The sequence below is a fragment of the Bacillus sp. ISL-7 genome, assembly GCF_018613065.1.
Genome location: NZ_JAGGQW010000037.1, coordinates 42,907 through 66,772 on the forward strand (window position 1 = coordinate 42,907; position 23,866 = coordinate 66,772).

Genomic DNA, 23,866 nt, shown 5'->3' on the forward strand with positions numbered 1-23,866 from the left:
AATGGTGCCTGACACCACTAAATAAATAAAAGAAGCAGACCTACAAAGGTCTGCTTTCATATTTACTCACCTAAATCAACGTTATGGTAGACTTGTTGAACGTCTTCTAGGTCTTCTAATACATCAATCATTTTCTCGAATTTAGCTTGTGCGTCTTCAGGAAGGGCGATTTCATTTTGCGCAAGCATCGTTAGTTCAGCCACAGTAAAATCAGTAATCCCCGCATTTTTGAATGCTTCCTGCACGGCATGGAATTGTTCTGGCTCAGCATAAACAATCACCGACTCATCTTCTTCAATAATGTCTCGTACGTCAACATCTGCTTCCATCAACAATTCAAGTACATCGTCCGCCGTTTTTCCTTCGACGCCGATAACAGCGGTTGCATCAAACATATAAGCAACTGATCCACTTACTCCCATGTTTCCGCCGTTTTTACCAAATGCAGCACGTACATCGGAAGCCGTGCGGTTCACGTTGTTTGTCAGGGCATCAACAATAACCATCGACCCGTTTGGACCGAAGCCTTCATATCGAAGTTCAGAATAGCTTTCCTCAGAACCGCCCTTAGCTTTTTCAATTGCTCGGTCAATAATGTGTTTGGGTACATTGTATGTTTTTGCACGCTCTAAAACAAATTTTAAAGCTTGATTCGATTCAGGATTTGGTTCACCCTGTCTAGCAGCTACATAGATTTCAATCCCAAATTTCGCATAAATACGGCTTGTATTTGCATCCTTTGAAGCTTTCTTTTCTTTAATATTGTTCCACTTACGTCCCATTATGAACACTCTCTTTCCACTATTGAATCTACACAAAATTATTAATATGAAACTAGATCTACTTCAGACATGTTCCATATAATAATTAAGTGTTCATTACTTATTTGATTGTTTCTATCATTGACAAATAATATTATACAGTAATTGCATCATTTGTTAAGAGTCTATTACTTAAATTCAGTTAAGAAATTGATTTTAGTATAGATTAAATGACAAAAAGAGGTCGAAACCGATGAGTTTCGACCTTTTTAATAGCATTAGAGAACTAAACCAGCATTTGAAACAGAGTACTATCTTTATTGACTTCGCGATATAAAAAGCCCTTCGCTTTGATTCGTTCAATCAATGGTGTGTAGTCTTCCTTATCCTTTAGTTCAATTCCAACCAAGGCTGGACCTGTTTCTCGATTATTCTTTTTCGTATATTCAAAATGGCTAATATCATCGTTTGGTCCAAGGACATCATCCAAAAACTCACGTAACGCACCCGGGCGTTGCGGGAATTGGACAATAAAATAATGCTGCAGTCCTTCATAAATTTTTGAGCGCTCTTTGATTTCCTGCATCCGACCAATATCATTGTTTCCGCCACTTACGATACAGACAACAGTTTTGCCCTTAATTTCATCTGCATACATATCCAAGGCTGCTACAGAAAGGGCTCCAGTCGGCTCCACAACGATTGCATTTTCATTGTATAACGATAATAATGTTGTGCAAACCTTTCCTTCCGGAACAACAAGAATATCATCAACGATTTCTTTGCAAATGCTAAAGGTCATTGATCCCACCGTCTTCACAGCTGCGCCATCCACGAACGGGTCAATTTCTTTCAATGAGGTAACTTCCCCTTTTAAAAATGATTCCTTCATACCAGGTGCACCTTGTGGCTCGACACCAATTAATTGCGTTTCTGGAGAATAGTGCCTTAAATACGTGCCGACCCCAGACAAAAGCCCTCCTCCGCCAATTGCGGCAAACAGATAGTCAATTTTTTCAGGGCAATCATTGAGCAGTTCAACGGCAACCGTCCCTTGTCCAGCAATCACATCGGGATCATCAAAGGGATGAATAAATGTCCGATTTTCCTCTTGACTGCATTCCCTTGCTTTTTCATAAGCATCGTCAAAGGTATCCCCAACCAAAACAATCTCAACATCATCTTTACCCCAAAATTTAACTTGTTTTACCTTTTGCTTTGGTGTTGTACTTGGCATAAAGATTTTCCCATGAATATTTAAGAGATGACAAGAATAAGCAACCCCCTGCGCATGGTTTCCTGCACTTGCACAGATAATTCCATTCTTTAACTCATCTTCATTAAGTTTCTTAATTCGATTATATGCCCCGCGGATTTTAAAGGAACGAACGCTTTGTAAATCCTCTCGTTTTAAGTAGACATGGCAGCCGTATCGTTCTGACAACAAGTGATTGTATTGCAGGGGAGTTGGCGAAATAACATCCTTAATGGTATGGCTGGCAATAATAATATCCTCCACATTAAACACTTTCTTATCAACTTGTTGATTCATCTTCCTTTTCCCTCCTAATTTTTTGCATCCATAAAGAAATTTTCATAAGAATAAATACATTTTTTAAACACAAAAAACTCGCCCCCATAGTATAGGGACGAGTTAACTCGCGATACCACCCTACTTCCGCAACAAACAAACACTGCGGCTCTCGATCAACGTACCATTCTAAGTACGTGTTCCATTGTAACGGCGGAATTTCCGGTCTAGCTTACTTAACAGTTTCAGCTACACATCTCCGAGATGATCTTCGAATACGTCCTGACATCGACTTTCAGCAACTGTCGACTCTCTGTAGAACAAGGGCCTAATCTACTCTTCTCATCATTGATTCATCTTCAATTTTTATAAGGGTACCATTGAAAAAATAACTTGTCAATATTTTTTGACTATTTTAATTATTTTGTTAATTATAAAGCGCTTACATTGTTTTAAGGATTCTTTCGCCTATTTCATTCCCTTAATTTTTATATTTTATTTCGCCACCGATGATCGTCATATCAATCTCAGTTTTGAGTAATTCGTCAGGATTCTCTATTGTAAATAAATTATTAGAATAAACCGTTAGATCCGCTAGCTTACCTCTTGAAATCGTCCCTTTAAGATTTTCTTCATTGGTAGCGAATGCACCCCCAACTGTAAAAAGCTTAACGGCTTCAAGCATTGAGAGTTTCTCTTCTGCATTCCAGCCTTCATGTAGATCCCCAGGAGTTCTACGGGTAACCGCAGCATGAATACCAAGAAGAGGGTCTATAGGTTCAACGGGTGCATCGGAACCGCCAGCACACAAAACGCCCGATTCAAGTAACGTTTTCCATGCATATAAAAAGGGCTCCCTCTTTTCGCCTACTCTTTCTTTCACCCATGGATAATCACCCACCACGAACCTTGGTTGAATATCAGCAATCCGGCTCATATCCACTAATCGCTGAACTAAATCATTCCGAACCAGGGATGTGTGAATAATCCGATCACGGTATTCCACTTTTGGAAATTGATCCAGTATATCTAGAATATTTTCTAAAGCCTTGTCTCCAATCGTATGGACAGCTAGTGGCATGGCGTGTTCTCGTACCTCTTTAACCACTCTATAAATGGTTTCTTGGTCATACATGGCATCTCCAAACTGACTCGGGTTATCGTGATAGGGCTCTGATAGGAGCGCCGTTCTTCTCCCAAATGCTCCATCAGCAAAAATTTTTATCGCTCCTATTTGTAGTTTGTCATTTCCATAGCCTGCATACATTCCTCTTTCTTTCAATAGATTAAGATAGGGGTAATCAATGAGCAGATTACAGCGTAAACCTTGGCCTTCCTGGTTAATTAATTCATCATACATTTTATACGTGGAATCCAGGCCGCCTAAATAAGCAGGATCATTGGTATGTACACTTGTTAGTCCCTTCTTCACCGCAAATTGCATCGCTTGCTGTAAGCCACCCTTTAACTCTTGATAGGTTCGTTCCGGGATGTATTTTGTTATCAGCTGGGAAGCCGATTCGAGCAGCATCCCTGTCGGCTTTTTGGTAATCGGATCAAGTACAACTGTTCCGCCGGTTGGAATATGAATCTCCGGATAATACTGACTCATTTCAAGTGCCTTGCTATTCACTAAAAATGTATGGTGACAAATCCGTTTTAGATAAACAGGACAGTGCGGTGCAACAACGTCTAACTCATCTATGGTAGGAATAGTTCCTTCCATAAAGAGATTTTCATCCCAGCCCATTCCGACAAGCCACTTTCCAGGCGCAACGGTATTCGCCTTTTCCCTAATTTTATCAAGCATTTCGCTTTTTGATTTTACACCGGTTAAATCAAGGTCTAAAAAGTTGAACGCCACACCAGAAAGGTGCAGGTGGCTATCAGTCAATCCGGGGGTAACCATTTTCCCCTGCAAATCAATAATGTTTGACCCATTTCTGCCCCATTGTAGGATCATTTCGTGGTGTGACCCTATATCTACGATTCTACCTTTCTCAACGACAACAGATTCCACTACTGGTTGATTCGGGTCCAAAGTATAGATTGTCCCATTTATAAAAATTGACTTTGTCATAATATCTCCCTTTCCTTTATTATATTTCTGTTTTACCATATTGAAAAAAATGTGTAAAACTAATAAGTTCTGGAATTAGAAATGGAGGAAAGCCAGATTCTATCTTCTTTAGAGATAGAATCTGGGAATTACGACCAAATCGAACTCTATTCATATAAAGATGCTGCCTCTTTTTGATAAACGGATTTTCCGCCCATAAATGTCTCCACTACCTGTATTTCGTCAATCTTCTCAGGGCTCACTTCAAAGATATCTTGGTTAAGTATTATAAAATCGGCATGATATCCTGGTGCCAGCTGTCCAACCTTCGGAATGCGGGTAATTTCTTGAGCGGCCCTAGTATAAAGAATGATAGCTGTCTCTAAATCTACTTTTTGTTCTTGGCCCGTGTCCGTCCCGTCATAGGCCAAGCGTGTAACAGCCGATTTTATGCCTACAAATGGATTCACCGGATCGGCCCATGCCGTTGCAGGGGCATCTGATGAAAAGGCAACTTTAATTCCTGCTTCTAACATTGACTGTACAGGATAGGTCTTTTTTGTTCGATCGGCCCCTAGGTTATTATGGTAGCTTTCAATTTCTGCAAATAAGAAGATTGGCTGGGTAACAAAAGCAATTCCAGTTTCCGATGAACGCTTTAATGCTTGTGGTGTTGGCATAGCCGCATGTTCAATTCTGATCGAAGGGGAATCTGTAAGCCAGCCCTTTTTTCCATAAAATGTGTCAACAATTAAATCAATTGCCTGCTCACCCATGGCATGGACAACCAGCTGAACATTATTTTGCTCTGCTGCCTCTGCTGCCGCCAATAATTCTTCCTCGGTTGTCATTTGGATCCCATAATTCTCCCCCTCACCTAAGAAAGGCGGATTTACCCATGCGGTTTGGCCGGATACACTTCCATCTGAGAATAACTTAACCCCGCCAATATGGATTTGGTTTTCAAGGCTAGTTTTTTCGTTTTCCAAGATCGGGTTTTTCTTTAAATCTTCCCAAATATAGTAGAGTACTGTACGTTGCTTTAGTCCTTTTTTGACTGCATCATTATACATTTCCAAATAATCAGTTGGTTCCGTTCTGCCCATAGCATCGGTTATCGCTGTAATTCCATGTGAGAGCAGCACATTACTTAACTCGGCAAGTATTTCAGCGTTCTCTTCGAGTGTTTTCACAGGCATAATCCGAGTGACAAGGTCCTTGGCATTCTCACGTAAAATGCCAGTGGGTTCACCGTCTTCATCCCTGTCAATCTGACCGCCTGGCACTTCAGGTGTATCCCTTGTAATTCCTGCTAATTCCAAAGCCTTGCTGTTAACAACCACAATATGTGCACACGTCCGTGTAATAATAACAGGAACGTCTGCAGCAGCTTGGTCTAAATCCCAGCGTGTGGGTGAACGTCCTTCCAGCAACTTTCCTTCATCATATCCCCAGCCTTCAACCCATTTATCCTTCCCTTGAGCACCGCGCAAACTTCTAATCTCTTTAATTAAATCTTCAATGGAATGAATAAGCGGAGGCGTACAAGCTATTTGCTTGGATGCATTAGCAAGGTACAATGGGTGTAGATGAGCATCGATTAAGCCTGGCAGCACACTAAGACCCTGAAGATCGACACATTCACCTTCAATTTTTTCTAAATCAGTTTGACTGCCAATCCATGCTACCTTACCATCACGAACGATCATCGCGGTTGCATGCGGTTTATCAGGATTAGCTGTAAAAATCTTTCCATTAATATAGGTACACTCAGTCTTTTTATTGATAGTCATTGATTTCTCTTACTCCCTTTCTGAAAATCTAGCAAGTTGCATTGATTGTATAATTTATCAGTTACGCACTTAAATCCGTTCCTATGTCATTTTTTCGAGGAGCTGCCCTATAAAGCAGTGCTCCTCCAATAAATCCGATGATTGCCGGTAGAAGCCATGCGAACCCCTTGCTGCTTAACGGGATCATTGATATCAAATCATTAGCAAGCTTTATGTTTAATCCATAGGCTCCTAACATTTCAAATAAGCTAACTGAAACCGTTAACAAGACCGCCCCCTTGTATGCCCCTGCATTTGGGATATATTTACGGAAGACGCCAAGGAATACTATTACAATCGATACTGGATAGAGTCCCAAGAAGAGTGGAAGCGCGAAGTTAATAATTTTTTCAACCCCAAGCAGGCCTACTGAAACTCCACAAATACATATAACTAGAACCCAAGTACGATAGTTTACTTTATTTTTGGTCAATTGACTGAGAAAATCGGCAATCGACGCTGTAATCCCAATCGCCGTTGTAAGGCAGGCTAAGGCAACAGCAACAGCCAAGAAAATCGTTCCATAATCGCCTAGTAAACGATGAACAAGTCCCGTTAAAAGAGCAGTACTCTCAATATCTTTCGGGAATAGACCTGTACCTGTAGCACCAATATAAAGTAAGCCACCGTAAACAATTAATAGACCCACACCTGCGATGATGGTACCATTAATCGCAACTTTTCTAACATTAGCAGAGTCCTTATACCCTCTGTTACCAACAGCTCCGATAAATACTGAGGCACAAAGTAGACCAGTAAAAAGGTCACCCGTCTGATAGGCACCAGTAAAAGCATTAGAAAATGCGTTTGGAAGTTTTGTATCAATCGGTGCTGCAACTGGATCGAATGTACCTTTAAAGATGATGAATAATAAAATAACTAATAATCCAGGTGTCAGCACTTTTCCCACTTTATCGATAAGATTTGATCGGTCATTGGCAAAATAATAATTAAGGGCAAAGAAGATAATCATCGTTCCAACCGCAGGAAAATGCGGAAATAGTATATGAACGCCTATTTCATGAGTGGTAGCAGCCGTTCGAGGGACGGAAACGACCATGGCAACACATAACATACACAGAATATTGTAAACTTTATAAAACCATGGACTAATTGGGTTGGTTAAGACTTCAAATTTCCCTTCAGCATTTAAAACAGCTATTAGTCCAAGTAAGGGCAGGATAATTCCAGTAAGAACAAAACCTGCGAGAGCGGTTGGCCAATCTGTCCCCGAAACAAATCCGATCGATGGCGGAAAAATTAAATTCCCAGCACCGAAAAATACGGCGAAAAAGGCAAAACCAAAAATGAGACTATCAAGGTAAATCTTGTTTGTTTTCATTCGATGCACTCCTTTAATTACTGAAATCCCATACAATGGTTAGAATTTGACCAATCGTGCAATCCCTTATGAATATTTAAAATTAATAAATAATTGCACATCACTCAAATACGATGCAATAATTGTGCCAACTTTATAAAAACCAATTAACAATTATGTGAAATTTTCGAATAAACCTTATAAATCCTCTATTAACGACAATAAATTTTTAAAGAAATATGAATAATTATTACAATTTTCTTGAAAGTTTATCGGTATAAATCAAACCGAGAAACGATAATTGTAAAAATTTTTTTATTTCGTAAAAATATTTTTACCATAAATAAAAGATCAAGGACTTCCCACACAATAAAAAATGCCCACGGATAAGAGGACATTTTTCTATTCATAGTCATTGGGACTAACAATCCAATGACTATGATTTTCTTAGCTTAAAACTCTATTGCTCAATTATGCTTGTCGATTTGGAACTTACAGCAAGAGTAGCTTTTACCTTGTTCTTAGTGTCTGGGCTGTATTTCACCTCCAATTTATGGAATATATAAGTGAATATCCCAACAAGAATAAGATAAAACAAGCCAGTTACCATGTAGGTTTCCAATGGCCGGTAATTGGCTCCAGCAATTGACATCGTAGCACCCCATAAATCTGTCATACCAATATAGGCCACTAGTGCTGATTCTTTCAGCAATAGGATAAATTGGTTTCCAAGTGAGGGTATAGCCCGTTTGAAGGCCTGCGGTAAAATAATTCTTCGCATCGCTAACTTGTAAGTCATCCCAAGAGAGCGTGCTGCTTCCATCTGACCATTATCAATCGATTGAATGGCACCGCGGAAGATCTCCGATATATATGCCCCATTGTGAACGGATAAGGCGATGACCCCTGCCCAAAATTGCGGTAACGTTAAGATGGACGAAATTCCAAAATAGAGAATACAGATTTGGACTATCATAGGCGTTCCACGAACGAGGATTAAATAACCTTGCGCAATGAGGTTTAGGAATTTAATATTAGAGAGTGAAAAGAAGGCAAACACAAGGCCGATAATACTTCCTAATATAAGTGAACTAACGGTTACCTTCATTGTTATTAATAATGCATCAAATAATGAGCTAAAGTTTGATTGAAAAATTTCTAGCATGTCAAATCCCATCCAGTCAACAGATAATTTTTTGATTCAACCTGCATTATTTCTTTGTTTCCATAAGATTGTAGCCAAACCACTTTTTACTAATCTTTTCATAAGTTCCATCTGCAATGATTTCGTCCAATGCTTTGTTGATTTTATTAGTTAGTTCTTTATCTTCTTTGTTCGTTGCGATGGCTTGATTATCTACTTGTAGTAATTCATCTACTGCCTTAATTTTCAAGTCACCTTGAGTAATGCCCACTTTACCAAAAATATCATCACAGATAACTGCATCAACACGCCCTGTCGCTAAGTCCATTAAAGCAGTCATATCCCCTTGAGAATAAGCCATGACTTTTTCCTGATCAGTTAACTCTTTTGCTAGCTTTTCATAGATTGTTGCTGGTGTAACCCCAATTTTCTTACCCTTTAAGTCTGCTTTCGACTTAATTTCAGTATTGTTAGCACTTACAAAAATTCTTGAACCAGATTTGTAGTAGGGATTCGTAAAATCTACAGCTTTCTGACGTTCTTCCGTTACTGTCATACTTCCAAGGATTGCATCAAATTTTTTATCTCTAAGTCCTTGAATAATGGTCTCAAATGGAAAGGTGATTGCTTTTGGTTTCATATCCATTTTATTAGCCAAAGCTTCACCAATTTCAACATCAAAACCTGTTAGTTTCCCATCTTCCTTATAATTAAAAGGCTTAAATAAACCGCTCATGGCATAAACAAATTCTTCTTGTTTCTCAGCAGTGTTTGTTTCCTTCGTTGAACCACATCCCGCAAGAACGATAGAAATCATTAATATAACTGAAATTAAACTGACAATCGTCTTCTTTTTCATTTTATTGCCCCCTGTTTCTTTTATTTATTTTAAAATGCTATTTAAAAACTGTTTTGTTCGCTCATTTTGCGGATGATTAAAGAAGCTGTTCGGATGCTCTTGCTCCAAAATTTGTCCATCATGCATGAAAGCCACCCGATCTGCAACCTCACGTGCAAAACCCATCTCATGGGTAACGACCACCATCGTCATCCCATCATTTGCTAATTGCTTCATAACTTGCAGCACCTCGCCAACTAATTCAGGATCTAGCGCTGACGTTGGTTCATCAAAGAGCATGATTTTCGGCTTCATCGCAAGTGCTCTCGCAATTGCTACCCTTTGCTTTTGCCCGCCTGACAAGCTATCTGGAAAGACATCTGCTTTATCTCTTAATCCTACTTTTTCTAGTAATTCATAGGCGTGCTGCTTTACCTCGTCCACTTTTCTCTTTTTCACAAAGATGGGTGCTTCAATAATATTTTCTAGAACTGTTTTATGAGGAAATAAGTTAAAGTGTTGAAAAACCATGCCAACCTCTTCACGGACTTTATTCAGATTTGTTTTATTAGGAACGATTGGTTCTCCTTCAATCTGAATCTCCCCGTCGTCATATACTTCTAAAAAATTTAGACAACGGAGTAAAGTGCTTTTTCCCGAGCCACTTGCCCCTATTAAAACAACTACTTCTTTTTCATTAACCGTTAAATCGACACCCTTTAATACGGTTAATGGACCAAAGGATTTTACCAAATTTTTCAATTGAATCATTTATTGCTCCCCCTTTCTACGAAACGATGGAAATTAGTTATATATGTAAATTCTTATCAACTGTGATTTTGCAGTTGATTACTTTTCTAAACACCTCCTTATCAACATGAGAACTTTTACATACTTACTATTTATTAATGCAATTCCTATGCCAACTTTTATAATATTTAAATTATTTAGTCAATTAGGATTAGCTTATCTATGCTAAAATGCTAAAATCATTTAGAACTCTCCCAAAATTTTAAAACATAAATTATTTTTTACCCTTAGAATTTTCTGATAATACCTTTTGTCATTTTCAACTATCTTTCTTTTTGTGTAAAAATTTTTACTTATTCGTAAAATATTTTTAACGACAAGTAACTAGTTTTTCATTTGAATCAAAAAAACAGCCACAGATTTTATACAATCCGTGGCCGTCCCATTTTGTTTTTCATTGATATCACATGACCGTTTATCCTAGTTGGTACTTTTCGATTTTATATTTCAATAGTTGTTTTGATAGACCCAATTGTTTGGCCGTTTCTGTTAATTTTCCATTCTTACTGCTAAGTTCTTTCATTATCAGCTCTTTTTCAAATTGTTCTACCGCTTCTTTTAAGGATTCGATCTTATTATCCATTTGATCACTTGTAGGTGATTCGTGATATTCCCTCATTCTTTTTGGAATATCCTCTATCGTGATATGATTGGTAGAAACATTATTATATGCCGTTTCAACCGCATTTTTTAATTCTCTTATATTCCCTGGCCAAGGATACCGATTAAAACACTCAATAACCTCAGGCTGACACCCTTCAATATAAATATTCATATTATTGTTATAAAAATCGATATAATATTCGAGCAGCTTTTCTATATCTTCTTTTCGCTCCGCTAAGGTTGGTAAATCAATCTGGACAACTCCCAATCGATAAAATAGATCCTCTCTTAACCGTTTTTCTGCAACTAAAACATCTGGGTCCTCATTTGTTGCTGAAATCACTCGAAAATCGACACTAATATTTTTATCTCCACCTATTCTTCTAATAACCTTTTCTTCAATAGCTTTAAGAAGTTTTACTTGAAGATAAAAATCTAAGGAATTAATCTCATCTAAAAACAATGTGCCGCCTTCAGCTTGTTCGAATAATCCTGTCATAGCGATCGCACCAGTAAAGCTCCCTTTTACCGTGCCAAACAAAGTACTTTCTAATAGGTTTGGCGGAACCGCACCACAGTTTAGTGAAATAAATGGTCCTCCATAACGATCGCTCAAATTATGGATCGACTGTGCAATCATTTCTTTCCCTGTGCCTGTTTTACCGTTGATCAATACAGTTGAACTTGTCATAGCAATTTTTTTAATTTTATTTTTAATTGCTTCCATCTTTGGATTCACACTAATGATATTATCAATGGTGTAGATGGTATTGTTTCTTCGATAAACCTTATGACTAGCAAATTTGTCTAAGGATCGGATGTTTTCTTTTGTATAAAAGTGTTTTGAGAATTCAATTGCCCCAATTATTTTTTCATTATCTTTAATTGGATAGGTAGAATTTATCGTAACAAATAGATTTCCATTTTTCATGATTAGTTCTTGTTTTACATTGCATACCGCTTTTCCATTTTTTAAAACGTTCATAATGGTACTATTTTCATGCGAAAGGTTCTTATAAGAGGAGGTTACATGCTTTCCCATAAATTCTTCAGGTCTAAGGCCGATTTCTTTTAGTACATTTAAATCCGCTAAATCATTAAAGATAATAATGCCATTTTCATCTACAACTAAAACATTGTCATAATCCGTTAATTGTTGAAAATCCTTCAAATTTATTTTCAAAATTCAACCTCCTATCCCAAGGCTTAATCATTATATAGACAATATTTTACCACTAGACGGCGGCACTCATGCAAAAACTCTTTCCAAATGAACGGAAAGAGTTTTTTAAAAGTATATCGAATTCCTTAATCAGATCCTGTAATTAACAAATCATCTTGGATGGTTGCTAGGACTGTTTGAGTAGTAACTTCTTGGCCCTTCTTTATAGGTAAAGATGTGATATACCCGCTAATCCCGATCGAAATCTCTTCAATTCTACCGTTCTGGGTTTTTATTAAAAACAGTTTTTCCCACTCATATACATGGTCGTTTTCCTCTGTTAAAACAGTTTCCACGGTCCCAGAACATGGACTGAAAATAACTTCTTCCACCACTACTGACAATTTTCGTCACTCCTTTTTTAATTTCGTACAGTCATAGAACAGATAGAGATTTTTCCGTCCACCCTTGTAGGGAGATTTCAATCATTTAAAGATTACTCTATTTCTTTTATACCCATCCTCTGAAACGAGAGGCCTCAGCAACTTTCTTTATTCCAACCATATAAGCTGCTAAACGCATGTCAACTTGATGTGTTTTAGAAGTTTGATAGATATTATCGAAAGAGCTAACCATTACCTTCTTAAGCTTCTCTTCTACTTCTTCCTCGGTCCAATAATAACCTTGATTATTTTGCACCCATTCAAAATAAGATACAGTTACCCCGCCTGCGCTTGCAAGGATGTCAGGCACAAGGATAATACCACGCTCGGTTAGAATCTTTGTTGCTTCGATTGTTGTCGGACCATTCGCTGCTTCCACAACAATCGCTGCTTTAATATTGGCAGCATTTTTGGCTGTGATTTGGTTCGAGATAGCTGCCGGCACTAGAATATCACACTCTAATTCAAGTAGCTCTTGGTTTGTGATCGTATTTTTAAATAGTTGCGAGAATGTGCCGAAGCTATCCCTTCGATCAAGCAAGTAATTAATATCAAGTCCGTTTGGATCGTATATAGCGCCATACTCATCAGATACAGCCACAACCTTAGCCCCTGCATCATGCATAAATTTGGCTAAATAACTTCCCGCATTACCAAAGCCTTGAATGACTACACGGGCTCCTTGCAACTGTTTCCCTATTTTCTTGACTGCTTCTTCAATACAGATTGTTACACCACGGGCAGTCGCTGTTTCACGGCCTTGAGAACCTCCAAGGACGATTGGTTTCCCAGTAATAAATCCTGGTGAATCAAATTCACGTAAACGGCTGTACTCATCCATCATCCATGCCATAATTTGTGAATTAGTATAAACATCTGGTGCTGGAATGTCTTTTGAAGGTCCCACGATTTGACTGACCGCACGAACATAGCCGCGGCTTAAACCTTCAAGCTCTCTAAAGGACATATTTCGCGGATCACAAATGATACCGCCTTTACCGCCGCCATAGGGAAGATTGGTGATTCCACACTTTAAGCTCATCCAAATGGACAACGCTTTTACTTCTTCTTCATCCACTTCAGGATGGAAACGGACGCCGCCTTTAGTTGGGCCGACCGCATCATTATGCTGGGAGCGATAGCCCGTAAATATTTTGACAGAACCATCATCCATTTTTACTGGAATGCGGACTGTTAACAATCTGATCGGTTCTTTTAATAATTCATACATTTCGCTATTATAGCCCAATTTTGATAATGCTTTTTGAATAATCGTTTGGGTTGAATTGAATAAATTTAATGATTCTTGTTCTTTTTGTTGTTCCTTTTCCATTTCAGTTACTATCGTTTTAACAGACATGACTGACACCCCGTCGTATAATAGATTATAGTTTTTTTATTTAAAAATTAACTTAAAACCGTTTTGATTTTTTCAAAAGCCCAATCGATTTCTTCTTTCGTAATGGTGAGTGGTGGTGCAAAACGAATAACGGTATCATGTGTTTCTTTGCATAATAAACCTTTTTCTTTTAACTGCTCACAATAAGGTCTTGCCGCTTCAGTAAGTTCAACTCCGATAAATAAACCTCGGCCTCTTATTGTTTTAATTTTTGGATTATCGATAGATTGTAATTGTTCAAAGAAGTATTTACCCAATTCAAGCGAACGTTCGGCTAGTTTTTCTTCTTCAATTACATCCAATGCTGCAAGCGATACTGCGCAAGCCAGTGGATTTCCCCCAAACGTTGAACCGTGGGAACCTGGATTGAATACGCCTAATACATCAGAATTAGCAACTACACAGGAAATTGGGAACACACCGCCGCCTAGTGCTTTACCTAGGATCAACATGTCAGGGTTCACATCTTCCCAATCACATGCAAACATTTTTCCAGTACGTGCCAATCCTACTTGAATCTCATCAGCTATGAATAATACTTTGTTTTCTTTACATAAATCAGATGCCGCTTTCAAAAATCCTTCTGGTGGTAAAATAATTCCTGCTTCACCTTGAATTGGCTCGATTAAAAATGCTGCTGTGTTTGGTGTGATCGCTGCTTTCAATGCTTCGAGGTCACCGTAAGGAATTAAGTTAATTCCAGGCAGCATTGGGCCGAAGCCGCGCTTATATTCCGGGTCAGATGATAGGGAGACAGCACCCATTGTACGGCCGTGGAAATTCCCCACGCAGGCAATAATTTCTGCTTGATTTTCAGCAATCCCTTTTACATCATAACCCCAGCGACGCGCTGCTTTAAGTGCCGTTTCAACAGCTTCTGCTCCAGTATTCATTGGGAGTGCCATATTTTTATTGGTTAACTGACAAATTTTCTCATACCATGGACCAAGTTGATCATTATGAAAGGCACGAGATGTTAATGTTACTTTATCTGCTTGGTCTTTCAATGCTTGAATAATCTTTGGATGACGATGTCCCTGGTTAACGGCTGAATAAGCGCTAAGCATATCCATATAACGATTACCTTCTGGACTTTCCACCCATACCCCTTCTGCCTTGGCAATAACGATTGGCAGTGGATGATAGTTATTTGCACCAAATTTATCTGTTTGTTCTATGATTTGATTTGTTTTAGTTGTCTCAGTTACTGTCATTATAGTTCCTCCTTTAAATTTCCTCGACAGGTGGAGTAAAACCACCCTATCGAGGCATCTAAGCTGTAGTTTTTATAGCGTTTCAGATGTTGTTTTAGCCTGCATGTGTAGCAGTAAATATTCAGGACCGCCTGCTTTGGAATCTGTCCCTGACATATTGAAGCCGCCAAACGGTTGATAACCAACAATCGCACCCGTACAAGTTCTGTTAAAATAAAGATTCCCCACGTGGAATTCCTCGCGTGCCCGTTCAATATGCTCACGATTATTCGAAATCAATGCTCCTGTTAAACCATAGTCGGTGTTATTCGCAATGGTCATCATATGATCAAAGTCACGTGCTTTACTAATACCAAGAACTGGACCAAAGATTTCTTCCTGCATGAGGCGTGCATTTTCATCTAAATCTGCAAAAATCGTCGGCTGAATGAAATAGCCCTTAGAATCATCGCCATCGCCGCCAGTCATAAGACGTCCTTCTTGCTTGCCAACTTCAATATAATTCATGATTTTTTTGAAGGATCTGCCATCAATAACAGGTCCCATATAAGAATTTGCATCTTCAGGGTTGCCAAGAGTTAGTGTTCTTGTTAAAGCAACCACCTTCTCAAGTACGACATCATAGACATCTTGATGAATAACAGCACGAGATCCTGCCGAACATTTTTGACCTGAAAATCCGAAAGCAGAATAGACAATACTTGCTGCGGCTAAATCTAAATCAGCATCATTATCTACAACCACGGTATCCTTACCACCCATTTCAGCAATGACTCGTTTGATCCATTTTTGGCCTGGATGAACCTTGGCAGCACGTTCATTAATGCGGCAGCCAACTTCACGAGAACCGGTAAAGGATACGAAACGAGTTTTTGGATGATCAACAAGGTAATCCCCGATTTGTGCGCCGCTGCCTGGAACAAAGTTTAGAACTCCTTTTGGAAGTCCTGCTTCCTCCATCAACTCAACGAATTTTGCTGCTACTACTGGTGTTGAGTTAGCCGGTTTTAGAAGAACCGTATTCCCAGAGACGATGGCTGCTATTGTTGTTCCTGCCATAATCGCTAATGGGAAGTTAAAAGGTGAAATGATAATCCCCACACCTAGTGGAATATAATTATATTGATTGTATTCTCCGTTACGGCTTTGTACTGGTGAGCCCTCTTTCAATCTCAGCATTTGACGGCCATAATATTCGATGAAGTCGATTGCTTCTGCTGTATCGGCATCTGCTTCTTTCCATGGCTTTCCGGCTTCCTTGACAAGATAAGCAGAAAACTCATGTTTACGGCGGCGCATAATTGCAGCTGCCTTGAATAAAATATTGGCACGATGTTCAGGCTTCCATGTTTTCCACGTTTCAAATGTGGTTAATGCGGCATGCATAGCCTTTTCTGCTAACTCTTGATCGGCCATGGAAACTCTACCAATGATTTCTTCTGTATTTGCAGGATTAATAGAGATAATTTTTTCTTCTGTTGTAATTGATTCTCCTCCAATTACAACTGGATAATCCTTACCTAACTGCGATTGAACGTAGGCAAGAGCATCTTGAAAAGCTAGTTTATTTTTTTCATCTGCAAAGTTTGTAAATGGTTCATGTGTATACGGTTTCAATGTTTGTTCCCCCTTGTCGTTTGCTACAGTTAAATAATATGCAAGTTCCGTGCCAACATTAATTTTGCATGAATAAAGGATTTTTTGTTCAATTAGTGCCAAAATATTTTGCGCAAAATATATAATTTATTAAAAACAGCAAAAAAATTTTGCATTTTAAAAATCAATACTTAAATAGGTGCATACAAATTGTTTTACCAATCGATGTATTATTGGAAGGGGTTCAACGCTTTTAGACAATGTAGAAGTTGGCGAGGATTGTATTATAGGAGCCAATACGCTGCTATCTGGAGGCATAAAAATTCCCCCTCGCTCCCTTGTGTTGGGTTCTCCAGGAAGGGTGTCCGCGAAATTACTCAGAAGGACCTGGACTTGTTACAAATGTCCAGCGAGCACTATGTCCAAAGGGGAAAAGAGTTTAGAAAAATACTTAAATAAACCTTAAGAATAAAAAAGTGGTGCCTGACACCAACAATTGCAGGGTGTCAGGCACCATGAAGTTTAAAACTATTTACTCTCACTTAAATCAGTTGTTTTAGCAGGAATGACAAAGCTGAGTACAATCGTAATTAAGCTCAAACAAAGGGCATAAAGAAACACGTTTTTCATTCCAATAACGATGCTTGCTGCCTGATTGATGATGAGTCCCATGATGGTAACCCCGATCGATGTCCCAATGTTTTTTAGAAACATTTGCAGCGAGGTAGACATCCCTTTGATATGGGATTCAGCAAATTCTTGGGAAGCAATCGTTCCAACCGCAAATAATAAGCCAAAGGAAACGCCCTGGATAGTTAAGATTAGAAACAGACCAATATAAGATAAATCAGTAATAAATAGGTATAATGCTAAGCCTGAAGCAGTTGTGATCAAGCTTCCGATGATAAATAAGCTTTTATATCCATAGCGTATAATCCACTTCCCTGCGGGGGTACTGCCAAACATCCAGCCCACCGCAATACTGAGAAGAATTAGTCCACTTTTATAAATACTCATATCATTTCCTTCTTGGAGATACAATGGAATAAAGTTGGATGTTCCAAAAAAGGACAGACAGTAAAATAACATGAAAAGGTTAGACATGAGGATCCCTTTGTTTTTAAACAATGATACTGGCAAGAACGGATGTGCTTCTTTCCTCTCCACCAATATGAAGACAATCAAACCGATAATCCCAAGGGTAATATACCAAATAGAATTTTTTACATTCGTAGATAACAATAATAGCGTAATCGAAATCCCAAATAAGAAGAAACCTTTGTAGTCGATATGGGTCTTTTTAAATTCGATTTTTTCCTTATAAGGAATCATACAAAGAACTGTTGCAATTCCAATGGGAATATTGATAAAGAAGATCCATCTCCACGTTAGTGCTTCGACAAAGAAGGAACCCAATACAGGTCCAACGATGGATGAAATTGCCCATATGCTGCTAAAGACCGCTTGAATTTTCCCGCGGTTTTCTATCGTAAACAAATCACCTACGATGATCATGGAGAGTGGGATCATCCCGCCTGCCCCTATTCCTTGGACACCTCTATAAATAATCAGCGTACTAATGGAATTGGCCATTCCACAGAGAATCGAACCTAGGGTAAATATTGAAACAGCGATAATTAACAGCTTTTTCCGACCATACATATCAGATAATTTCCCGTAAAGCGGGACCGTAACCGTACTTGCCAACATATAGACAACAAATATCCATGCAAACAGCTCCATTCCTCCGAGCTGTTTCACTATAGTTGGACTTGCCGTTTGCATAATATTTGCATCAAGTGCTGATATTAGGGTTGATATTACAAGGCCCCAAAACACATACCTATTCTTTTCCATATATTCCTCCGACACAGTTTAATTAAAATTCCTTATACTTTTGATGAACATAACAAAATAGTTAAAAAAAGAACTTCACAAAGCATTTGTTTAGATTGTAACGAACCCACAATTCCTCTCCTAATTTCTTTCATCTAACTCTATTATGATATTTTATCATTTTTTCAAATAAATAGAATAAGCCATTCGTTATGAATGGCTCACTTCCATCTTCAATAATGGCTGAGTAATTGTTGGTAAAATTATTTCAATGGTGGTTCCTTCGTTAATTTTACTGTAAATGTTTAGTTCCCCATTATGGCCTTCGATAATTTTGTAGCAAGTCATTAAGCCAAGACCTGTTCCCTTTTCCTTCGTAGTATAAAATGGTTCCCCTAGTGTAGAAATCCGTTCTTGTGGAATTCCAACACCCTGGTCAATAATCTGAATTGAGAGTTTACCTTCTTCTTTTTCCTTAACTAAAAGATTAATATTGCCGCCTTTAGGCATTGCTTCAATCGCATTCTTAAGTAGGTTTAGAAAAACTTGTTTTAGTTGATTTTCTTCGCAGCTAATCAACGGCAAATCATTATCAAATTCCACTAAGATTTGAACATTATTTAAAAGAGACTGGTTGTTAATTAAGGTGACAACATCCTTTAATAACATCTTTATATCCCGTGTCATATAAACGGCAGCTGTCGGTTTAGCAAGCACGAGGAACTCCCCGACGATATCATTAATCCGGTCAAGCTCTGTTAACAGAATATCAAAGTATTCCTCTTTCCTAGTGCTGGTCCTTAAGAGTTGGATAAAACCTTTTATAGATGTGAGTGGATTTCGTATTTCATGGGCTATACCTGCCGCCATTTGGCCTAATAATGCCAATTTTTCAGACTTTTGAAGTAGACGTTCTGTTTCTTCCATTTTTTCAGTAATATCCTTGCCAATGGACAACACCGCATCTTTTCCCCCAAAAACTATAAACAAGGAAGATACTTCAAAGAAAAATGGTGTTCCATCCAAACGTTTTGCTTTGTATTCGATTGTGTTTACGGGCAGCTTTTCTTTCTTTATTTGATTAAAACGTTCAAGCAAACGACTTTTATAGTCTGGAATAATAAATTCAAAAATGGATTTCCCCATTACATCCTCTAGTTTGGTAGAACCAATCATGTTCATGGCAGCCTTATTTACATATACAAACCTATGATTACTCGTAATATAGACGGGTGCAGGCAATGAATCTATTAACTTCTTATAGCTCTCCTCACTAGCACGTGCCTTTTTTTCATAATAGCGAGCTTTATCATATTGCCAACCCACTACCCATGAAATCAGAGTGAAAAGAAAAAAGTCTATCGAAAAAAAAGGATGATGACCGTAAATCTTTTGGTAACTGCTATATAAAACCGAAATCAGCACCAGGATAATTTGACCCGATTTATTCATTATTCCGCCCTCTTAATTAGGTATATTTAGTTATGCAATTCTACATAATTATATTTAATCCTTCATGAAAATCAATTAATTATTATTATGGAGAGAAAAAGAAAAAAGCCATCAAATTTCAATGGCAATTATCTTTAGTTCGACGATTTTTGAATTTTTTTCTGATTGTAAAATCATATTTTACCATAAAAAAAGAGTCTATAATATTTAATTATAAACTCTTACAATCTCATTTTTTTATATTAGTATCTCTTTGTTAACACTTTCCGGGAACCAGGATAGTTTCTCGGATAGTTTGACAACTTCTCCGATGACTATCATGGCTGGATTTGTGATTCGATTTTCATTTACAACTTCAACAATCGTCTCAAGTGTACCGACAACTGTCCGTTGATTTCCTGTTGTCCCTTGTTCAATTACAGCTATAGGTGTTTGAGACTCCTTTCCATATGAAATAAGTTGGCTGCATATAAAAGGAAGATGTTTGACACCCATATAAATGGCAAGAGTATCGACACCATGGGCTAGATGGTCCCAACGAATGTTTTTAGGTTTGCCACTCAAACAGTGACCTGTAATCATAGCAAACGATTGACTCCATTCACGGTGAGTGACAGGAATTCCCGCATAAGCCGGGGCGGCAATACCAGAAGTAATCCCAGGTACAATTTCAAATTCGAGCCCATTTTGAACCAGCACTTCCGCTTCTTCACCGCCTCGGCCAAAAATAAATGGGTCTCCTCCCTTTAATCGAACAACCGTTTTACCAGCCAAGGCCTTATCAACTAATATTTGATGGATGGAATCTTGGGAAATACAATGATTTCCCGGCTCTTTTCCGCAATAGATGAACTCAGCGTCGCTCTTTCCGTATTTCAGCAACACCGGATTGACTAACCGATCATAAAGAATAACGTCTGCCTGTTCAAGACATTTCGCTGCTTTAACCGTAATTAAATCAGGATCACCAGGACCAGCTCCAACAATATAGACTTTCCCCTTTGTTTGAATCATAAAAGACCTCCATTTTACTGAACTAATCGATTAAGAGAAATACTTCTTCCCCTTCTATTCTGGTTTTATAGGTTTTCACACAGCCTGCATCCGGCTCCTGCACCTTCCCATTATCCAAACATATTTTCCAATCATGCATGGGACAGAAAACAAATTCACCGCTTACCATTCCTTCGCTCAAAACCCCGCCTTTATGTGGACAGCGATTTTCAACGGCACGCACGCTCCCATTTAATAATTTAAATACAGCCACTTCTTTGTCCCCGACACAAACAGTCTTTCCTAATCGTTCTGGAAGATCCCGTACAGAACCGATTGATATCATTTCTACGCTTTTCTTTGTCATTGGACGATGTCCTCCTTTAAATGTAAGTTCTTACGACATTACTACACTTTCAAACAATTCTTTTCTTACTTTTTCATCCTCTGTTATCGCCTTCCATGGATCCTTAATAACAGATAATGCATCATCCAAACGTTTATTTAATTCTTGACGTTTTCCCTTATCATCAAGAACTGTTCGAACATGGGTCAAACCAACACGTTCAATCCATGCAGAAGTACGTTCTAAATAGTTGGCTGTTTCACGGTAATATTGAAGGTACGCACCTGTAATTTCCATCGCCTCTTCTGATGTTTTCACGGTGTATAGTAAATCTCCCCCGCGTACATGTGTTCCTCCGTTCCCGCCGATATAAAGTTCCCAGCCCCCGTCAATTCCAATAAACCCAATATCTTTAAACCCCGACTCCGCACAGCTTCTCGGACAAGCAGAAACAGCCATTTTCACCTTATGAGGTGTTTGCAGTCCTTCAAATTTCTTCTCAAGGTCGATTCCCAGACCCATGGAATCTTGGGTTCCAAAACGGCAGAACTGTTCACCGACACATGTTTTCACTGTACGAAGTGATTTTCCGTAGGCAGATCCTGACGGCATATCTAAATCAGTCCATACTTTTGGCAAGTCTTCCTTTTTTACACCGAGTAAGTCAATCCGTTGTCCACCTGTTAGTTTTACTAAAGGTATTTCATATTTATCTACCACGTCAGCAATCCGTCGTAGGTCTTGTGAATTCGTTACACCACCGTACATTCGAGGTACAACAGAATATGTTCCATCCTTTTGTATATTGGCATGCATCCGCTCATTGACAAACCGAGACTCTCTTTCGTCTGTATATTCAATCGGATTGACCATCCCTAAATAGTAATTCAAGGCAGGGCGGCATTTTGAACAACCTTCCTCAGTACTCCACCCAAGAACATTCATCACTTCTTTGATATGGGTCAACCCTTTGGATTTAATCTCTTCCACTATTTCATCTCTCGAAAAATGAGTGCAGCTGCAAATCGCTTCTTTCTGTAAAGTGCCGTCATACGCTGACCCAAGTGTATGTTGTAACACTTCTGCAACAAGCGGCTTACATCCCCCGCAAGACCGAGAAGCACTGGTACAAGCTTTGATTTCATCAACGGATGAACAACCCTGATTCTGTATCGCCTGGATAATCGTTCCTTTGGTTACACCATTACATCCGCAAATAATGTCCTCCTCACTCATGGAAGCTACTAAACTGCCCCCAAAGTCATCATTAAGAGGCTGTAAAAGTGATACCTTCGTGGTAAAGGAAACATCTGCTTGCTGTTGAATCATCGAAAATAGGCGATTTCCATCACTGCTATCCCCAAACAGTACGGCACCAACAATTTTATTGTCTTGAATCACGATCTTCTTATAAATGCTGTCATTTCCATCAAAGACTTTAATGGCTTCCTTTCCTTCACCTTCCATAAAATCTCCGGCAGAAAATACCTCGACCCCAGAAACCTTCAATTGTGTAGACAAAACGGAGCCATGATAGCCATTGGTCTTCGCTCCGCAAATGTGATGAGCTAATACTTTTCCTTGTTCAAACAATGGTGCTACAAGACCGTATACCGATCCGTTGTGTTCGGCACACTCACCTACAGAGTAAATATTAGGAACACTCGTTTGCAGGAAATCATTCACGACAATACCGCGATTAATCGCAATACCACTTACTTTGGCCAATTCGATATTTGGCTTAATACCAACAGCCATCACGACTAAGTCTGCATCAAGGACCGTTCCATCGCCAAACCTTAAACCTTCTACGCGGTCGTCTCCAACAATTTCTTGCGTTTGTTTTTCTAATAAAAACTTCATTCCTTGTTTTTCTAATTCCGACTGTAATAGTTTCCCTGCCTGTGGATCTAATTGTCTTTCCATCAAATAAGGGGCGAGATGGATAACAGAAACATCCATTCCTAGGTTTAAAAGTCCTCTGGCTGCTTCGAGCCCGAGTAATCCGCCCCCAATCACGGCCGCTTTTTTATACTTCCTCGAGGTCTCAAGCATCACTTCGGTATCCTTTATATCACGAAAAGCTGTTACACCTATCTTTTCAGCTCCTGGAATCGGAAGGATAAATGGGAGTGACCCTGATGCTATGATCAACTCATCATACGGTTCGATTCTTCCTAAGTCGGTTACAACGACTTTCTTCATCGGATCAACTTTGATCACTGTTTCACTTGTAAACAACTGAATGTTGTTTTCTGAGTACCAATCCCAGTCATTAAGCGTAATGTCTTTTACCTCTGTATCACCTTGTAAAACCTTTGAAAGCAGTATTCTATTATAATTCGGATGTGGTTCGCTTCCGAATATGGTAATCTCAAATAACTCATTAGATAGTTTTAAAATCTCTTCAATGGCTTTAACTCCAGCCATTCCATTACCTACAAGAACCAACTTTTTCTTATTCACGTTAGGTTTCCTCCCTTAGAATGTTTCTTAAACTATAGCACAATACACTCAATAACTAAC

Annotated in this window: 18 protein-coding genes, 1 pseudogene and 1 other annotated feature; of the genes and pseudogenes, 1 reads left to right on the plus strand and 18 read right to left on the minus strand. The window is 38.7% G+C overall.

Annotated elements, in window-relative coordinates:
- Positions 1-62 precede the first annotated feature (62 nt).
- The 13 genes from J7E66_RS15090 to pruA form a co-directional block, all read right to left on the minus strand.
- Positions 63-782, minus strand: coding sequence for a YebC/PmpR family DNA-binding transcriptional regulator (locus J7E66_RS15090; RefSeq protein WP_215001338.1), 720 nt, complete (start codon positions 780-782; stop codon positions 63-65).
- Between the two features lie 265 nt (positions 783-1,047).
- Complete coding sequence (gene ilvA / locus J7E66_RS15095; RefSeq protein ID WP_088087769.1) at positions 1,048-2,313, minus strand: threonine ammonia-lyase IlvA; 1,266 nt, start codon at positions 2,311-2,313, stop codon at positions 1,048-1,050.
- Between the two features lie 90 nt (positions 2,314-2,403).
- Positions 2,404-2,650 (minus strand) — a binding site (T-box leader).
- A 123-nt stretch (positions 2,651-2,773) separates the two neighbouring features.
- Positions 2,774-4,372 (minus strand): amidohydrolase, encoded by a 1,599-nt coding sequence (locus J7E66_RS15100; protein WP_215001340.1) that lies wholly within the window; start codon positions 4,370-4,372, stop codon positions 2,774-2,776.
- Between the two features lie 146 nt (positions 4,373-4,518).
- Complete coding sequence (locus J7E66_RS15105) at positions 4,519-6,144, minus strand: amidohydrolase (protein ID WP_215001342.1); 1,626 nt, start codon at positions 6,142-6,144, stop codon at positions 4,519-4,521.
- Positions 6,145-6,205: 61 nt separating this feature from the next.
- Entirely contained in the window at positions 6,206-7,525 is a 1,320-nt protein-coding gene (gene brnQ, locus J7E66_RS15110; protein WP_215001344.1) for a branched-chain amino acid transport system II carrier protein, read from the minus strand.
- Between the two features lie 439 nt (positions 7,526-7,964).
- Complete coding sequence (locus tag J7E66_RS15115) at positions 7,965-8,669, minus strand: amino acid ABC transporter permease (RefSeq protein WP_215001346.1); 705 nt, start codon at positions 8,667-8,669, stop codon at positions 7,965-7,967.
- A 46-nt stretch (positions 8,670-8,715) separates the two neighbouring features.
- Entirely contained in the window at positions 8,716-9,507 is a 792-nt protein-coding gene (locus tag J7E66_RS15120) for a transporter substrate-binding domain-containing protein (RefSeq protein ID WP_215001348.1), read from the minus strand.
- Between the two features lie 24 nt (positions 9,508-9,531).
- The gene (locus tag J7E66_RS15125) at positions 9,532-10,257 is read right to left on the minus strand and encodes an amino acid ABC transporter ATP-binding protein (protein ID WP_215001350.1); all 726 of its coding nucleotides are present in this window, start codon (positions 10,255-10,257) and stop codon (positions 9,532-9,534) included.
- Positions 10,258-10,711: 454 nt separating this feature from the next.
- Entirely contained in the window at positions 10,712-12,082 is a 1,371-nt protein-coding gene (locus J7E66_RS15130; protein WP_215001352.1) for a sigma-54 interaction domain-containing protein, read from the minus strand.
- Positions 12,083-12,207: 125 nt separating this feature from the next.
- Positions 12,208-12,465: a biotin/lipoyl attachment domain-containing protein gene (locus J7E66_RS15135; RefSeq protein WP_215001354.1), complete on the minus strand. Its 258-nt coding sequence runs from the start codon at positions 12,463-12,465 to the stop codon at positions 12,208-12,210.
- Between the two features lie 106 nt (positions 12,466-12,571).
- Positions 12,572-13,837 carry a Glu/Leu/Phe/Val family dehydrogenase gene (locus tag J7E66_RS15140; RefSeq protein ID WP_215001380.1) on the minus strand — a complete coding sequence of 422 codons (1,266 nt, stop codon included), beginning with the start codon at positions 13,835-13,837 and terminating at the stop codon, positions 12,572-12,574.
- A 74-nt stretch (positions 13,838-13,911) separates the two neighbouring features.
- The gene (locus J7E66_RS15145; protein ID WP_098934272.1) at positions 13,912-15,117 is read right to left on the minus strand and encodes an ornithine--oxo-acid transaminase; all 1,206 of its coding nucleotides are present in this window, start codon (positions 15,115-15,117) and stop codon (positions 13,912-13,914) included.
- Between the two features lie 72 nt (positions 15,118-15,189).
- Positions 15,190-16,734, minus strand: a complete 1,545-nt coding sequence (gene pruA, locus J7E66_RS15150; protein WP_215001356.1) for an L-glutamate gamma-semialdehyde dehydrogenase — start codon at positions 16,732-16,734, stop codon at positions 15,190-15,192.
- A gap of 202 nt (positions 16,735-16,936) precedes the next feature.
- Between pruA and J7E66_RS15155 the strand changes: the two are divergent.
- Positions 16,937-17,172, plus strand: a pseudogene (locus J7E66_RS15155) (gamma carbonic anhydrase family protein); the annotation flags it as partial.
- Between the two features lie 69 nt (positions 17,173-17,241).
- Here J7E66_RS15155 and J7E66_RS15160 read toward each other — a convergent pair.
- The 5 genes from J7E66_RS15160 to nirB form a co-directional block, all read right to left on the minus strand.
- Positions 17,242-18,570, minus strand: coding sequence for an MDR family MFS transporter (locus J7E66_RS15160; RefSeq protein WP_215001358.1), 1,329 nt, complete (start codon positions 18,568-18,570; stop codon positions 17,242-17,244).
- A 189-nt stretch (positions 18,571-18,759) separates the two neighbouring features.
- Positions 18,760-20,001: an ATP-binding protein gene (locus tag J7E66_RS15165; RefSeq protein WP_215001360.1), complete on the minus strand. Its 1,242-nt coding sequence runs from the start codon at positions 19,999-20,001 to the stop codon at positions 18,760-18,762.
- Between the two features lie 237 nt (positions 20,002-20,238).
- Positions 20,239-21,015: a uroporphyrinogen-III C-methyltransferase gene (gene cobA / locus J7E66_RS15170; RefSeq protein ID WP_215001362.1), complete on the minus strand. Its 777-nt coding sequence runs from the start codon at positions 21,013-21,015 to the stop codon at positions 20,239-20,241.
- A 22-nt stretch (positions 21,016-21,037) separates the two neighbouring features.
- Positions 21,038-21,361 (minus strand): nitrite reductase small subunit NirD, encoded by a 324-nt coding sequence (gene nirD / locus J7E66_RS15175; RefSeq protein WP_215001364.1) that lies wholly within the window; start codon positions 21,359-21,361, stop codon positions 21,038-21,040.
- 30 nt (positions 21,362-21,391) lie between these two features.
- Positions 21,392-23,806: a nitrite reductase large subunit NirB gene (gene nirB, locus J7E66_RS15180; protein WP_215001366.1), complete on the minus strand. Its 2,415-nt coding sequence runs from the start codon at positions 23,804-23,806 to the stop codon at positions 21,392-21,394.
- Positions 23,807-23,866 lie beyond the last annotated feature (60 nt).